Origin of the sequence: Aliikangiella sp. G2MR2-5 (assembly GCF_015687155.1) — a bacterium.
Classification (GTDB): domain Bacteria; phylum Pseudomonadota; class Gammaproteobacteria; order Enterobacterales; family Kangiellaceae; genus Aliikangiella.
Genome location: NZ_JADPQF010000007.1, coordinates 183,305 through 200,750 on the forward strand (window position 1 = coordinate 183,305; position 17,446 = coordinate 200,750).

General features: G+C 41.6%; 11 protein-coding genes. 1 reads left to right on the forward strand and 10 read right to left on the reverse strand.

The annotated features are described in order from the left end of the window. Window positions 1-296: 296 nt before the first annotated feature. From IYN84_RS18970 to IYN84_RS19015, 10 genes are all read right to left on the reverse strand, one after another. Window positions 297-1,367: a hypothetical protein gene (locus IYN84_RS18970; RefSeq protein ID WP_196140842.1), complete on the reverse strand. Its 1,071-nt coding sequence runs from the start codon at window positions 1,365-1,367 to the stop codon at window positions 297-299. Window positions 1,368-1,376: 9 nt separating this feature from the next. After that, entirely contained in the window at window positions 1,377-1,721 is a 345-nt protein-coding gene (locus IYN84_RS18975; RefSeq protein WP_196140843.1) for a hypothetical protein, read from the reverse strand. A gap of 93 nt (window positions 1,722-1,814) precedes the next feature. Beyond that, complete coding sequence (locus IYN84_RS18980; RefSeq protein WP_210330720.1) at window positions 1,815-3,575, reverse strand: hypothetical protein; 1,761 nt, start codon at window positions 3,573-3,575, stop codon at window positions 1,815-1,817. A 332-nt stretch (window positions 3,576-3,907) separates the two neighbouring features. Beyond that, entirely contained in the window at window positions 3,908-4,957 is a 1,050-nt protein-coding gene (locus IYN84_RS18985) for a hypothetical protein (protein WP_196140845.1), read from the reverse strand. Window positions 4,958-4,965: 8 nt separating this feature from the next. Next, window positions 4,966-6,042 (reverse strand): alpha/beta hydrolase, encoded by a 1,077-nt coding sequence (locus tag IYN84_RS18990; protein ID WP_196140846.1) that lies wholly within the window; start codon window positions 6,040-6,042, stop codon window positions 4,966-4,968. 78 nt (window positions 6,043-6,120) lie between these two features. After that, a complete protein-coding gene (locus tag IYN84_RS18995) occupies window positions 6,121-7,008 on the reverse strand; it encodes a hypothetical protein (protein ID WP_196140847.1) in 888 nt (295 codons plus the stop codon). 3 nt (window positions 7,009-7,011) lie between these two features. After that, entirely contained in the window at window positions 7,012-7,614 is a 603-nt protein-coding gene (locus tag IYN84_RS19000; RefSeq protein ID WP_196140848.1) for a hypothetical protein, read from the reverse strand. 309 nt (window positions 7,615-7,923) lie between these two features. Then, window positions 7,924-8,418 carry a hypothetical protein gene (locus IYN84_RS19005; RefSeq protein WP_196140849.1) on the reverse strand — a complete coding sequence of 165 codons (495 nt, stop codon included), beginning with the start codon at window positions 8,416-8,418 and terminating at the stop codon, window positions 7,924-7,926. 490 nt (window positions 8,419-8,908) lie between these two features. Continuing rightward, on the reverse strand, window positions 8,909-9,361 hold the full coding sequence (locus IYN84_RS19010) for a hypothetical protein (protein WP_196140850.1): 453 nt from the start codon (window positions 9,359-9,361) through the stop codon (window positions 8,909-8,911). 128 nt (window positions 9,362-9,489) lie between these two features. After that, a complete protein-coding gene (locus IYN84_RS19015) occupies window positions 9,490-14,364 on the reverse strand; it encodes a Calx-beta domain-containing protein (RefSeq protein ID WP_196140851.1) in 4,875 nt (1,624 codons plus the stop codon). A 1,055-nt stretch (window positions 14,365-15,419) separates the two neighbouring features. Between IYN84_RS19015 and IYN84_RS19020 the strand changes: the two genes are divergently transcribed. After that, window positions 15,420-17,426, forward strand: coding sequence for a tetratricopeptide repeat protein (locus tag IYN84_RS19020; RefSeq protein ID WP_210330722.1), 2,007 nt, complete (start codon window positions 15,420-15,422; stop codon window positions 17,424-17,426). The last annotated feature ends 20 nt before the right edge of the window (window positions 17,427-17,446 follow it).

Sequence of the window (17,446 nt, forward strand, 5' to 3'; positions counted from 1 at the left end):
AAATCGCTATTACCTGCATCTCCAGCAGGCCCAAACTCTCTCAAATCAAACGAATCAGCAATCCCCAGATACCTGAGAACCGCAAATAACCTAACTCATTTAATAAACTCAAGCCATCAATTATATCGATACGAGATTAAATAGATTTTAGTTATAAAGACCACTTAACCTAACAGAGTTATATAAATATGTAACTAATTGATAAATATAGAAATACCCCAAAACTTCATAGGCTTAAATTTTAAGCAGAATAAAATGAAACATACTCTCTCTAAACTATCGGACAAGCGCAGATATTAAAGCGACAACCGCCCATAGTTATTTCTATTTAACGTCTCAAAAATTTTTTCAGCGAAACAACAGTAAGCATGACCTTGAAGCCCACCGATAAGCAAACCATCCCAAGAAGTAGTGCCGTTAATTTCAGAAATAACCCAGGAACCAGAATCACCTGGCTCTGCCAACTTTTTATTCAGGTAAGTATGATTTCTCGGAATAATTTCGAAAAGGTTTTTAAAACAGTATCTCTTCTGTCCCAAATGAAATTCCTGCATTAAGCAGGCTGAACCTATTTTGGCTTCGGTATAACCGGAACGACTCCCAATAAAATATACGTTCTCTCTCGGGCTAATATCCTGAATATCTCGGCTCGTATGAATAATATTAATTCTTGAGTGAAAAGAAGCATCGACTGATGATAACTTTGCAACCGCCAAATCGATATCAGAAGCGTCGCATTGATTTGCTGCGTTACACTTCTCATGCGAATTTAATGCATCAGGAAATTCTCGAAACTTAACATCGCCAATTTTATTCGTTTGAAAATAAACGTCATCCCCAACTTTGCCAAGAACATGAGCACAACTGACAACATAAGTATCGCCACTATTGTGATCCGCTAAAAAACCACCAGCACTACCATTACGCGGATTTACAGCATTTCCTACAAAGTCCGAATTATCTATTTTGATGTTGTTAAACAGCTCAGCTTTATCTCGATACTCATATCTTACCGTGTGTCTGTTGAATGCGTTGGGAAGCTTGGTGATAACTCGATTCAGGACATCTTTATTGTCAAAAATAACTCTGATAATGATTCCTGAGAACTCTCCTGGATACCCCATTTTTTCGCAATGACGTCTCCAGAAACGTCTATTGCTACCTGATTCACCCGGAAATTCATTTCGGATTACGGATAAATGGCGATCACCAGAAAAATTAAGCCGAAGCCTTCTTGAAGAATAGTCCTGAAAGACTTTGTCATACTCAGCATGTATACCCTGAATTGCGTTTTCTGATACCTCAAATAAAAAAGAGACAAAACTGTTAAAGCCATCTTCCAGAGACACACTTAATAACCTTTCCATTTACGATCCTTACAATAAGTTGTTAAGCGTACTTTGCCATCCAAGACCGGTTACAAAAATTACGCAAAGCGCTACAAATGTAGGCTTTTCAGTATCGAATGAAGTCTTGTAAACACTCGGAAAAATTGCGATACCTACGAGTGCAGAAAGAAAAAAAACTGGAGCACTAATTGAAAACTCGAAAATCTTGGTTTCATGATACTTCGACAACACAGGTTCAAAGTAGATTCCTAATACGAGCGCGAAATACTGTAAGGACCAGTGAATTCTCCCACCAGTTTCACTACTGGTAAACTCTGCATTATTACTTCTATTGTTAGAATATAAATCAAAATATTTTATTATTTTTTCCATCTGTTTTATCTCCAGCTAATACATTTATTGATTAATATACTGACCTCGGCAACAAAACTACTTGCTCGACACTTTAAATTCAGACTCCTTAATTTAAAGCTCCTCAAACTTCAAACCTTCAGCCCCTTTAACACCAAAATCCTTTAAATACTTCCGACTTAAATCCCCCGACAACCAGGGATACTTGGTGCCCTCATGACTGGCCGCCCCTTCCGGCGGCTTCGGTTCCCCCGCAAACGGATAAGTTACAAACAGCGAATTTGCTTGTCCCGGCTTGACCCACTGCCACAAGGCTTTGGGTTTCTCCCCGGCAATACAGCGATAGGTTTTCTTATCATAAGGAAAAGCATTCGGCCGCATATGCTGATCGATCAACATCATATTATCCAGCGACGGACTGCGCTCGCCTAAAGAAGAAACCGCGTAAAGCAGTGATGACGAATAAAGCAGATCGTGAACCACTTTGTCACTGCGTTCGGATCTTTTATCCAGCGAATAGATTTTTAACTCATCAAACGCCTGTTCATTCGGAATTACAAATTTGCTGAACACCGCCTGATTGACTGCCGGTACCAGCATGACCACTTTGGATAAAATTCCCTTCCTGTTTTCACCTGACGATTCACCTTCACCCAGGTACTTGATTAACTCAACCGTTGGAATTGAGCCAGCAGAATGAGACAGGGTATTGATATTAATGTCACGGCTTTGTTTAAGTTTGATTAACTCATCGATTAAATAACGCCCCAGTCGCTTCTCGTCAAAACACTGTTTAGCGTGTAGCTTAACCACATCCCAGTGGGCTTTACCGACTTTGCCTAAACCCACTTCATCCAGAACCTCTTCCTGAATGGTAGCAAAAAAGCCATGGTCTACACGTAGGGCAAAACGAGCAAGAATGCGCAGAATTCTTAGTTTGGAAAGCTCCACCTGGAGCTTGTTATTCAGGGATTTAAAGGCTTCCTTTTCCGTTGAAGCTTCACTAGTTACCGCTTGTAAGGCCTGTCCCAGTCTGTCGACACTGGTTGACGCAATTTTATTGGCATCGGCTTCAATAAATGAATCGGGTAGCTCCTCTGCCGCCAGAATATCTTCCAGCAATTCTCGTTCATTATCAGTTAGCTCGTAGTCACCACGCGACTTGCGTTCGCTCATGTTGAGCGACTCAAAGATCATATTGACTGCGCCTGATTGCCAGTCGAGTTCACGTGACTCGATGCTCTTGGATATGAGTGCGTTGTAACCGAACTCTTCGCGAAATGCTTCTTGTAGCGCCTGATAAACAGCAGATTCCATTAGCGCCTTGTTCTGTGCTTTAAAATAATCCCATCCCGCCTGCTCGGGATTGTCAACTTTAATATCGGGTAATTTACCGGAGAGAATATCCGGGAGTGTATCTTTGGGATGAGCATCGTAACCAAGGAAGATAGGATAGAGCTTTTGCTTGACCGACGCCTGTTCAAACATACTCTGCATCAGTTTTTTGCCGAGTGTGTCGATCATATAATCCTGACCGCTCAAGCCTCCGTGGAAATAGAGCACCACATCCTGCCGGCTTTGTTTAAGCTTGTTGATGATCCTATCCACTCTGGCCTTGTCAGCAGATTGTTCACCGCCGACTTCGACGCGGCAACCAAGGAAATGATCCGGATACTCTGGCGAAAGTTTATTGGCGGGGTGAAAGTTGGTGTAACGGACAGGCTGAAAGGAGACTTCATTTTTTTTGGTAAAACAACAGGCAGATATCGCCAGCGCAATACATCCGGCGGCGGTACTATGTACCACTGTATTGATTGTTTTTTTCAAGATTGTTTTTTCCATGATTGTTTTTTTCGTTATTCTTATTGTTGCCATTTTCCTGATCCCGATAACAGGCAGAGAGCTGCTATCCCTGCGAATCAGCTAAAACTACCCCAGATTAAAATCGCAAACCATTCATAATATCAAAATGAGATTAATTAAAATTAACTTTGCAGTGAACTTAACCTAACAGGGTTACTAAAATATGTAAACAACTGAAGTAAAAGAAGATAACCGGGATATTTTAAGGAAAGCATTGATGGAAAGTTTGAGTGAAGATTGGGATTAATCTTGTAAGGTAAAACCTGGGATAAATATTCAGGGTGCTGGTCAGAAAAAAACACATGAGTCTCTCTCTGGTATAGAGAGAGACCGCTTAAATCGAACTACTTGAATTTAAATTCTTTGATTCTTTTCTTGTAATCATTCCAACGCTCTTTTTTCTCTGTAAGCAGGCTGAGAAAATCGATCGATACATAATATCCATCATCTCCTCCGTGGTCTGCCCAACCGATAGACAAAGCATTGTTGAATGTCATCATAATTCCATGACCGGCATCATCGACTTCGGGTCTGGAAGAATAGATACTCGCCAGAGAAATGCCAAAAGGCACACCGATCGGACTGGCTTCCTTATTCCACCAGTTAACGCCAAACCATTCTACCGCTAAACCCTGTTGAGTCTTGGAGCCATCCAGCGCATCTCTGACATTCTCAACAACAATGGAGGGATGAGCTGCAAACCACTGCCTTTGCATTGGTCCCACTAATCTGTCCTGAGTGAGATGGTCCTCTTCCATCTTGGTAGTTACTATCGCGTCCCACAAAGTCTGAGAGCGAGCTTCTTCAAAGTAGGTGTCCCAGGATTTTCTGAGAATAGTAATCTTTTTGGTCGCAGCCTCAGCCGACAAACGAGCATAGGGCTCTTTATACTGATTGATTGCAATGGCTAGTGCATTCAGCAGTTCTCCACAAGTCGGTGCTTGCTGACACTCAGGTGAAGCGCTATCTACATGGCCTTCGGTATCCCAGGAGACAAAGTGAAAATAAAGGTTTGTATCATCCAGATCGGTGGTGCTTTCTCTAACAGAGAAAGCTGGCAAGGTTCCTTTATCGACACCAAGAGCAGCTAAATTCCTAAAATAGGCTACCTGCACTTTGAGAGCATTGTAGTAACCTGTCGTTTTAAAATTAGCCTCGACTGTTTGTTCAAGCTTGTTGGCAAATCCGACGTACTGACCAACAAGTGATTCCTGATCCATCGTTTTGCCCAGAGAATCACAAATGGCTTTCCCCAGTTCCTTACTTTCCTGATAAAGCTTTTTAAAATGCTGAGGTTCAGGATCAAAGTTACTACATTCTTCCTCTGCGCTAACAGTGATAAAAAGGGCTGAGGCCAGAAGTAATATTGATAAAACTATTTTGGTTAATTTCATTGTATGCCTCACATTGACTCGATAAATTGCATTAATCTTTTGGCAGCATCAACATAATCTTTTAAAGTAGCCGCGTTGGTTTTTACCAAAGTGTTAAGCTTTTTCTTGAGTTTCTCTTCGGCTTTATCAATCACCAGATTTTTATAATCGGCTATAGCCTTATCCCTCTGCGCTTTAGGCGGTACCTTGATACCCAAAGCTCTAAAAAGGTAAAGATGTACAGCGGGATCATGCAGGTACTGTGTTATCGAGTGAGTATTTAATTGAGTAATCACTGAAGTTTCGATATCGAGGTATTTACTTTTAAAAACATTCGACGGCACCCACTTCCCGTTATCTGTACGAGAAAAACTTTTTGGCAAGGTAAAGGGATCTAACTTGTGATGGATGTTCATCATGGTTTCAGTCACGCCCTGACTGCCGGGCTTAACCAGCGACTTATAGGGATCAGCGACAGGTAATACCGAATTAGCCAGTCTGCTAACATTGGCAATTTGCCAAAGAGAAGATAACTTATGGGTTATCGGAGAAAGATCAGGGATATCGTCATTATCGGCGTAGCCTTCATTGTACAACTTAGATAAAGTATCGTGAATGACTGCTGTACCCAGCGAATGTGCCAGTATATGTATTTTTTGGGTGCTGTTTTTACTGATAATCTCTCCGAGTTTTTCCGCTACATGCACGCGCACAAACTCGCCAAAATAAAGTTTGTACAGAATAACATCCAACCAATGAGTGTAGAAAAAGTCATCGTCATTCAGAGAAGCTTCAAACTGGACGACCTTTGTTACCAGGCCGGGTACATTGGCAATTGCACCTGCGCCTTGTAAAAGGTCACTAATCTTTTGTCCATTTTCTGCCATTTCTTTACGAATCTTATCAAAGATATGGTCGTAGTGAATTTCAATAAAATTGACTTTATCTTCGATCTTGTGAGATTTGAGTGACGAATACATTTGGAATGCTTTATTAAAGGTATCGATGCACTCCTTTCCAAATGAACCTCTTTCATTAGCCGCAGGTTTTGGCGCGGTATGGACTCCCATACCATGTATAAGTACAACTAGTGGTTTACTCGACATAGCTCCTCCGTGAATTCAATAACGATATAAAATTTACCTTGGTATCATGGGCCTAAAATACGACAACCAATGAAAGCACTACCTGATGCTGATACTTTCAAGTACTTCAAACTGTTCGTTAGCCAACTGACCTTTTTCGATTGACTCTTTCAGAAATTTCAATTGCTCCTGATGCACTAACAATGACTTGTTACTATTACTTTGTTCCAGAAGTTTATTAATGTTTTTATCCAGCGTATTCATTTTATCGAGTTCATTAGTCTCTATGTCATCGATGCCGTTTTGTTTGGCCCATTCATTTAGCCAGACATTAGCGTGTGCAATCGCCAGAGCTGAATAGTCATTGGCTTTGCTGGATTCATTGGACTTAACAGCAGTAAATGAATTGTCCTGGAAGATTCTTCGAATCTTAATCGCGCTATATGTGCCTGCTGGCTTATTAAGCAAAGAAGACATTTTGTCAGTATATTGCTCTACCGAAACGGCCGCCTGCCCGCTTAGTACATCCTTAGTATTTCCCGCAAATACATATTGAGCATCCTGAATAAATTTCCTGGCGATCAAAGTCTTTTCGATAAACATAGCAGAGGCCGGCGTTGGTATGACGTCGCATTGAAAGACTTTCACTTTGGCCGGTGTCATTTCGCCAAATTCATTCGGTGCATGAATAGCAATATGGTAGGTATTCGACAAAGGGCTTGTTTTGTTACATTGATTAACCACGCAGATAATTTCACCCATTTCGTTGGATATTCCTTCGCACTCAAGATCGGTTGCACTTCCCCTGCCGATTGGTTTGATTTCAGCAAGCTCAGCATCCGGTAATGGAGCCGTGGTGTTGTTATCCACATCCAGTCTCAATGTGTTGACTTTAAAGATGATCGGATCGGCTGTACTGTCAGCTGCGCCGACACAGCTTGCCAGAATAGCAAAATAGAAAAATGACCAACCCAATAAGTATTTCATAAGCTACTCCGACCTTGCTTTTATCAAAGCGACCAAAATTGAAAGCACAAAAACCAATGACAACATAAACAGGAATCGCGCCATTGAGCTGCTGCCAACAAACAGGTTGTACCAGGTATCTTTCTCGACACGACAAGCTTTTCCCTCGATCGATTCCTGAAATTTAACGAATGCACCTGCCTGAGTTGAATCATCAATTAGTTTCTTATCAACGTAGGCTCGAAATGAGTAAAGCAGATTTTCCCGAAAAGGTTTTAGCGAGACACTGATATTTTTGTTAGGTGGACTGACACTAGTCTGTGGAGCAACTGGATGTAACGAGCGATTGCTGCTTGAAAGAGAATGTCGGTAAGCCAGCTGGGTAAATATGGCTTTATCTGAAGCAATCACCAGATCGGCTGTTTCCGGTGGTTGCCCCTGAACGTAGAGGTCTACAGGATAAAACGCCCTATTGCCATCGTCTTCCAGATCTTCCATTTCGACAATGACCGAGCATGTATCGAACCAGTCATCGACAATGCTCTTGAAAGACTTTTCACTTGCAGCCAGGAACGGCACAAGGACCGCCAACAATCCAACACTGAGAAATTTGAATTTCTTTGTCATCCGACTCTAGTTCCCTTTTATTATATTTATAATCCTCTGAATCCGGATAAACGACCAACTTATCCCGTGCAAACTGCCGTGTATGACAACTTTAAACTCTACATTTTTCTACTACATTGTTCTACGACATTGACTAAAGCTACTTCATTCTTAATGACGAAACCATCAACAATAACAAATTGAGATTATTTAAAGGTCAATATTTTGCTGAAGGTCAGCCATCTGACACAATGCAAAAAGGAGGCTTATAAGCCTCCTTTTCAGTTTATTGCGCTGTTAATTATTAACTTTTGATAGACAACAGACTCGCTAGTTAGAACAGCTATGCTCCCAGCTTTTTTGATAAGCAATATTGACAAAGTGCTCGGTATCTTTGTAGCGATTATCGACAATTTCTTCAATTGACACATAGACACTGTCCGTTTGCGCCATTGGCTCTTCATTAGTCATCCAGACTTCATACAGACTCGAACCCTTGCCCTTTTGCAAAGTGACAGAATGGTCACCACGAAACGCCATGTTGGAAGGTTTCGCTCCCACGTTAAAACGTAAATAGCCATCAGTCTGGCCGCTGCTTTGGTAGTTCACCTTAAACTGCAACTTGTTACAGGTTTCATTGAGCAGCTCGACCTGAGTGATAGAAGCTCTTCTTTTTTCACCCTCTTTATCCGCAGAGGCATCAAGCTGCCAGATAACTTTGGTACTATTGGCAGTAGTTGGTGAGCTTCCCTGAAAATGGCGATAACCGAAAAAAGCTCCAATCGCGAGCACTAAAATAACGAGTAGAATATTGATGTTTTTCATTGGAAACACGACTTATGAAAGATCCAGTTGAAATAGCAGGACTTCACTCTATCAGTCAGGCACTGATTATCAATGACACATTTGTAATAATCTGCAACAGAATATTTGGTTAAGAGCTAGATACCTCTGCTTTCTCGAGGACCAAAGAATTCATTATCTGCTCTTCTGCCGCCTCAGCGTGTTCTTTCCAGAGTTTGAATTTTTCAGATATATCAACCTGATAATTGAAACAACGCTCCGCGAAAGAGGACAAGCATATCGACTCCAAACAACATGACACGCTCATGATTCCATGAAATACGGCCACTTTATAGAATGAATACGGCCACTTTCGAAGTAAATACGGCCATTTTAATCAAAAATACGGCCATTTTATTGAATCACAGTCCTTGTAATACGGCCAATATTACTGTGGATAATACTTCTCTGGACAACAATTAGGCCCCGACTTCAACCAGACTGCTACTCTGGATAAAGCGGGCAATGACCGCTAGTCATTGCCATCATCCTCGCTATCTTCATCAGCTTTGGTATCTTCGATTTCCTCTTTTTTACCATCGCTGTTAAGCGTCTCACCCACCTGCTGATTCTCTTTGTCTTTGTCATTCTCTTTCTTCTTGTCTTTATTGCCGGTCATCAGCTCTTGCGGAAACTCTCTATTTGGAACGATATGTATTTCCTTTTTCTCATCCAGATCAACCGGCGGAATGTCAGTCAGCTTTTTCGATGTAGCTGCTTCTACAGTATTAACCCGCGTATTAGCTGTCGTACTGGCCGCAGCATCTTTTTCTTTGGCCTTATCCGATTCATTTTTATCACTTTGTGATTGACTACTTTCTGAATTCAAGCTTGTGTTCTCACTTTCTTTGTGTGACTCATCTTTAACTGCATCTGAGCTACAGGAAAATAATCCAGCTAAAAGCACTAAAACCAGATATTTCATTTTCAGTTTTCCCCCAGGATTTTTCAGTCAGTTTATCACTATTTTTGGCTGACTGATGTAAACAATTTATTCGGAACAAAAAAGGGAGCCATAAGGCTCCCTACTAGATTAAGTTAACAAAACTTAACTTAAACTGACTTTCTACGTGCCATGAATCCGAATGCAGATAGAACTAACAATAGGATTCCGAAAGAACCACCACCTTTTGGATCATCATTAAGGTTGTTGATGGTTACTGTTGCAGTAGAAACACTAATGGTTGCACCACCAGTTGCGTTAGACAGGTTAACTTCAAATGACAAGTCACCTTCTGCATTGGTTAAGCTACCAATAGCAACAGTAATCGTTTTATCTTCCGAATCACCGTCATCCCACGATAATGTACCGTTAGTTTCGGTGTAATGCTTGTCAGATACTGCGCTACCATTTGCTGTTGCAAAATCAACGCTTACCGCCTGATCGTCACCGTCAACACGACTAACTGTTAATTCAGCAGTACCTTTTTCGTCAACAACAATGTTGCTGATTTCAAAAGTACCTGGGAACAAATCATCGTTTAGATTTGTAATAGTGACTGTCGCTGTAGAGTCAGCAATTGCAGCACCACCAGTTGCATTGGAAAGATTAACGCTAAAGGTTAAATCACCTTGCTCATTAGTTAAGCTTGCAGTCTGTACAGAAATAGTTTTGCTATCACTGTCTCCATCTTCCCAGGTTAATGTTCCGCTTGCTGCAGTGTAGTTGTCACCGGCCATGGCTGTGCCATTTTCAGTAGCATAATCAACCGATACTGAATTTTCACTACCATTGATTCTTTCAACAGTAATTTCAGCCATTCCGCCTTCATCAACAGAAACATCAGAAATCGTGAACTCGCCAACAACGACAGCAACTACTTCTAATGAAACATCTGCAGTTTGGAAGCCGTATGGAGAATTGTTAGTCACAACCAGAGTACCTTCATATTCGCCTGGCTCAACATCGCCGTTAAGGGTTAATTCAACTTCAGCAGAGTCACCAGCAGCAACAGTTCCACTTCCAGTTACATCGCCCCACTCAGCTTCAATATCACAAGCGCCAGTCTCACCTGAAGCAAAGCCCGCGACTAATTGTCGGTCTTGGTCAACCAACCAAAGTGTGCCATCGCAATCGATATCCAGACCAGCCTGGCTATTGATTTCATCGGTTGCGTTTTCATCACCATCGAGGTCGAGGAGAACATTAATACCTTCGATTTGATCAAGCTCATCACTATTTGCATCAAGCACCATCACGTCAAAGTTATCACCAGCGTTGTTCAAGCTAGCAAACAAGTGACCTGTTGATGGATTGAAAGCCAAGCCAGCAATTGGTAGTCCGGTGTTAATAGAACGTAAGATTTCACCATCACGAGTAAACTGGTGAATCAGTCCATCATTCCACGAACCAATGTAGAAAGTATCCGTTAGAGGATCGTGTGCCAGACCACGCTGAGCAGTACCTGTATCAGGACAAATGGTATTACCGGTAATCACATTATTAGCAACATCAATTTCGTGAATACATTCATTGGCGCCAGAATTTAGCTGCCAAAGCATACCAGTCAACTGGTCGAAAGTTGAATCAGCAAACCATGAGTTTACGAAATCCAGTGGAATAGATTCACCAGTTAATGAACCATTTGCATCGTATCGCCATAGAACATCTGCAGGCGCATCAGCCAAGGCGAGATCTCCGATATAGAACTCGTTATTAGCAGGATTTCTAGAGATTCCCCAACCATAAGTAATGTCAGTCATGAAGTAGCTTGACGCAGGAACATCTTTATCACGCTTTACAATACGCTCTGGGAAGTAACGAATCTTTTTCGCATCCAGATTGTCCATATCTTTTGGACCCATATGACGAGTTGGCTGATGCATTGGTCCACTTTCTGCCGCTCTGGTACCTTTTTTGATCAGTCTTGCTTCAAAGCTACCTTCTGCTATTCCGGTATTAGAAACATCAACAGAAGTATTTGTGCTGTTACCTTGCTTAACCGACTCTGCAATCGTTTCTTCACTCACTTCAAACTGAGGCGCATTTAATGCGATAGAACTTGCAAGAACAGGCGCGCTTTGTAGTTCAACTGTTTCATACGCATACTTTTCAACTGAAGCATAGGCGCCAGTCGGTAAAAAGAAGTGAATGAAACCATCGTTAAGCATGTCGTCATTTGGTGTAGTAGTCGCCTGGAAAACCTCATTCCCCTGAACCATTACCGAAGCATTGTTCACAGGAAGTCCGGTGTTACCGTCGATAACGTAACCAGAAGCAACACTACCTTCTGCTGGAATACAGCTGGTATCACCAAAAGTCACATCATCAATTGACGCATACCATTCCCAGTTTGCATTATAGTAATGCCATCTCAACTGGAAGCTAGTTGCTCCTTCAAGCTGCGTAGCAAGATCAACTTCATAGTTCTGCGTACCAGTAGCGAATGAAAGAACATTGACCCATCCTGCACCATCAACATTGATATCCAGGTCAACCTGATCTGCACCGGTATAGGTACGGTAGTGACCAACAAATCGTAAAGTCGTTGATGAAATATCACTAACATTAATAACTGGTGTCATCAATGAAGAATCAGCATTTGCACTAGAGCCAGCAGCATCACTGTCAATCAATGCAGCATCACCCTCTGTACCAGTAATGTTTCCACGACCGGCAAGTGCACTTTGCCAAACGACTCCGTCTCCTGCGTTGTCATCAACAGTCCAACCTGTAGGAGGGAAAGTATCGCCTTCGAATCTTTCAGCAAAAGACGCATCAACAAATTGATAGCCAGGAGTAACACAAGAACTTTCAACATCCAGATCAAAGTTAACCGTCATTGCCATTGGATCATCCAAAGGAAGAACATCTTGCGACTCAGCAATGTAGCCGTCAAATACTTCAGAACGTGCTGTAATATTTACAGTAGTACCCTCGAACAAAGGAAGGCTATACGCACCAGTTTCAGGATTGGTATAAGTTACAACAGTTCCACCAGGAACAACTGCAGAAACCTTTGCATATACCGCTCGACCAGCAGGAGAATCAGTGACAACACCAGCAACTTCAACTTGATCAGCTGCAGTCAATGAGAAGTTAGAAGTTAATTCATCATCTGCTTCAACATTGAAGTCACCTTGTTGCTGTGAATTCCAACCGTAGCGAGAAGCAACCAGATCATAGACACCAACTGGAAGAGTCAAAGTGTAATTACCTTGAGCATCAGTAACCGCAGAAATATTGCCGGCAGCAACGGTTGCATTGGCGATTGGATCACCTGATTCAGAATCAGTTACAACACCAGAAATTTGTCCTGAAGGACCCGTGGTACATGAAGGAACTTTGAAGCTTGCAATGTAGGTCGACCAGGTCAAGCTGTTGTTGTTTTCAGCTTTGTAATATTCATTGGTATACCAGAAAGTACAATCATCAACAGGATCAACACTCATGCTGGCATAGTCAGCCCAGCGACCACGATTGACCTGCGCCTGAGAACCGCCACCTTCAACAAGAACAAACTCATCAGTCATTTCACCAGCAGGATCATTTGCTAAACGAGTTGCCGCGTGAATAGAAGGGAAGATGTTTGAATCTGTTACAGTATAGCCGATTGCAACGTTACCGTTAGCATCCATAGCACCACTTACCATCCAACGAGCAGCCGAGCTTGGCGCTAAGTCAGAGTCAGGCGAGAAAGTTCCTTGTTGCTCTACAGAAACCGCGTGACCATCATTATGGTCAACGTCGAGTACGTACCAGCGAGGTGCTGGTTGGCCATTAGGGCCTGCAACATTGTGAGTAAACAAAATCTTGCCCTGTCCATCAATGTTACGGTATGAGGTTCTGAACATTGAACGAGTACCAAGAGAATCAAGTTCTTCACCATTCGGCTGAACAGCGTTACTTGGCGAGCTGTATGCAGCGACGTCTAACGCCGTTACTTCAGTAAAAGTAGTTGCTCCCGGATTGCTCCAGTCAAGATCCATTTCCCAAACGTGTAAACGACTTTGACCTTCAGCATTAGCCCACACGAATAACTGGTTCATGTCTGCCGGTGGCTGCATTAAGCCATCAACATCCAAAGGCATCGGCGTGAAAACTTCAGGAGAGAAACCTTGACCACTGATGATAACTTGCTGTGCTTCGGCACCGATAAGCATCTTATCTCTTTCATAAGCAGCAACACCGCCTCCGGCCCAGCCGCTATCACTGAACTGATTTACACCCATGTAGTAAGCATCACCGAAAATCCCGAAGTGAGGATAGTCGTTCATTAGCTCGCCATAAGGGAAATCATATAAGAAGTAAGCACCGGTAGGATCTGCTGTTTGAGAAACTGCGATACACTGGTGGTTATCGCCACTACTTAGCGCGAACTGACTGATCATCCAGCGATCAGCTCTGCGATCATAGATTACGATTGGGTCACCGTTATTATTAGTTTCACAGATTCCACCGAAATCAGCCCAAAGTTGGTTAATTGCAACAGGAGCCAATAATTGGTTACCTGTTTTATCCCATATTGCGATAGAAACATTAACTGTTTGAACGTAATGATTCGGTCCAACACTACCATTGGTATCTGGTGGCACATAACCTTGTGGATTTGTCATACCGTCAAAGCTGGCGCCCATGGTAGGTGCTCTGCTTTCAATTAATTTACCGCTGGCAATTTTAGTTTGCAACACAGGATCGGCTACTGCGGTTTGTCCTGCATTTTTCAGCTTTTTGGTTTCAAAAGGAAAGCGGTTAGGCACTTCCTTGATTAGGTCTACTCCAGGAACAGGCTCTCCACTATTCAACATTTTTACTTTGCGTTGCGGAGTAATCTCTTGCAAAGGCTTAAGATCCCTGAGGGCTTTCGACACCTTCACACTAGCAGATGTTGCAACCTGCTTTTCAATTTTTGGTGTACTACTGGCAACTGCAACGAGAGAAGTCCCTCCCAGCATCGCAACCGCAGTAGAGATGATAAAGTTTTTCATTGATTCTATTTCCCTTATTAAAAAAGGTCCGGTTTTAAATTTTTATTTTGAATATTTCTGTGCCGTTAAATTGCATGTCACTACATAGGCACTGTGGAATGCTAGCATTTGAGAAGCCTTAATCGGTGTGAAATTTTCACAGTTCGTTTGGTATTATTGCCAATCGAACACAATAACAATTTAAGTTTACAGTTAAAAAAATTATATTTTATGTACAAGATGATATTGAGTAATCCTTGATGCCTAAAAAACAAACATCAGGCAAAAAATCCGAGTATCTGTTTCGAGAAAACGATTTATTTTTTTCGGCGTAACAAAATTATTCAAAACCATTTATGTTTCTTCGTAAAAAAAATAAATTCAATTTTTTTACAGAAGAAGTAAAAAGCACTACTCATTTATTTTTGACGAGCCGTTGTTTCATCCTGCGGTAGGAAAACCTGCTAATTTAAAAACTGTAGGTTTACAGCCTGTAATTTTGGAAATTGTTGATCTTATACCCACGTTTCCAGTACAGGCTTTCTCCCATGAACAACAAAGGTTTTTATAACACTGGATTCAATAATAGATAATCAATATCCTGAGCTGAACATAGCGCATAAGGCCAGACCACAATAGACAAAGGGTGATGAAGTATTAAGGATTCTTGATTAAATGCAGTGACGACAAATATTGACGATAAATAGTGACGACAAAATCCCCCTCTTGCCCAATAATCAGCCCTTAATGACCTGCAACAGACATGATGATTGCGACTTGCAGATTAACTATCACATTGACTAACTCGAAACAGGAATCAGTCGGCACTGTAAACAGGATTAGTTAGCCCGGCACAACGAATACAGCCAGAGCAGACAAAAGTGCTAACCGGCTGGAGTTTCCAGTCAAACGGTATCACACAAATTCAATCCCATGAACAATCTATGGCATAATGCCATCAGCTCCTGTTAGAAAGCGAGTGATTATGTGTGATAGCAAAATCGCTCCCTGCAGCTAAGAACAATAATAAATTCGTGACGTTTCAGGAGAAATGTCGAGAAGTAAGTAGCGCCAATATGACGATAAAAATAAAGCATTTATACCTATTTCTACTTTTTTTCCTATCAGCGAGCATCTCACAGGCTGCTGATATCGAGCGTTCACAGACAAATATAAACGTCTCTCAAAGTTCCGAAAGCCCAGCTCTACAAAGATCAATACAGCAAAAACAGTCAATAGCTCCTCATCAGGCCTGTCAAAATTCGATAAAAATGGGGAACTACCAGGTCGCGTTGGCAGAGTGCTCCAGACAGCTTGAAAAATTAGAAGAGTCGGCGGAGAGCCAAAACAGAGATACTGACAGGTTATATATTTACTTATCACTCGTCGATATCTATCACTCTCTGGGAGAAGCGCCAAAAGAATCCGAATACTTATCACTCATTCGACAGGATCAAAATTTTAACCAGTCACCACATATCAAATACCAGTGGCATCGTCGTATGGGGCAAAAATTGTACTTTAATAAAGAACTTGAACCCGCTCGTTTTCATCTTTACCAAGCGCTGGAAATTGCAGAGCATGAGAACGACTCGATAATGTTGGCTAAGAGCTATAACGATGTTGGACTGGTTGAGTCGCAATTAGGCAATTTTCGTCAGTCACTGCAACATTACCAGCAAAGCCTTAAAATAAAGCTTAAAAATGGTGATGCCTACGCAGTAGGTACAACACTCAATAATATTGGTTTGATCTATTCAAAGCTGGAAAATACTCAACAGGCAATAGTTTATTATGAACAGGCACTAGATAATTTTCTGGAGTACACCCGCCTCGATAATTTTGACCGTCGGGTTTTCGACAATATTACTCATGTCTATGAAGATCTCGCCATTAGTTACAGTCAAATGGATGACAAACAGAAAGAGAACTTCTACCAAAAAAAAGCAGTTGATAATATAGAGCTCAAAAATTCTGTAGGTGAACAAGTAAGAGTACTGGTAAACATTGCGCGTATTCAGCTGGAAGATAACCAGCTGAATTCCGCAAAAAGTTTTTTGGAAAAAGCGATGTTGCTTCAACCAGAAAGTAATTTTGATCTACGTTCAGAACTCAACCTTAACTGGGCACTATATTACTTAAAAACAGGAGAAAATGATCAGGCAATATCACACGCAAATAGCGCATTGATTGCAGCCGAAGAAAATGATGACCTGTCTTTACAAGAAAAGATCTATCGTATACTCAGCGACGCCTATCGCGTCAAAGATCTTAAAGCAGCCTTTCATTTTCTGGAAAAGCATGCGGAAAAAAGAGAGGCTTTTCTTTCTCAAAAATATGATTCAGAAATAAAATCAATTCAAGTCACCATTGAAAAGCAGCAAGTGGAACATCAACTCGCTCTGGAGCAAATAGAAAACGCCAACAATCAGACAGAAATACAAAGGCTAACGAATGAAGCCTTAACGGTAACCATTATGTTGATACTTAGTATTAGCTTCATCGTATTTTACTGGTTTAAGAAACATAAGGAAAAGCAATCACTATTGCAAAGTATCAAATACCACCAGCAGCAGTTAATTCTGTTGGATGATAAGTTCCAACAACAAGATTTAAGAAAACTGGATATCAGTTCAACAAACGACCATCTACTAAAAAATGAAAATGAGCCGCCGACAATAACTCAGAAGCCTTTAAATTCAGAAACACCAGAAGAGATTGTCAATCACGATACTCTTGATATTCAAAAATATCGTTTGCGACAAGCACTTGTCAATACCATGGTGGAAGCAGTTTCTATCTGGGAAAGCCATACCGGTACCAACCGGGTTGAACTTGCAGAGAAAAGCAAAATCTGGACAGTCTCGATAGACAATGGCTCTTTGAGAACACGTTCATTGGACAAATATCTAAGTTTGGAAAAGATTCCTAAAAATCCTCGTTGGCGAAATGTTGCTGGCACCTGTCACTTTATATTGTCAGATGCCAGCCTACCGGCTGAAGCTCGCACCACCCTTAACAACTGTCTCGACTCGGTGATGCAAAGTGTAAAATCTTTATCTCTCGGTAGTGAAACCAACTAGGATTGTTTCATCTTGATAAG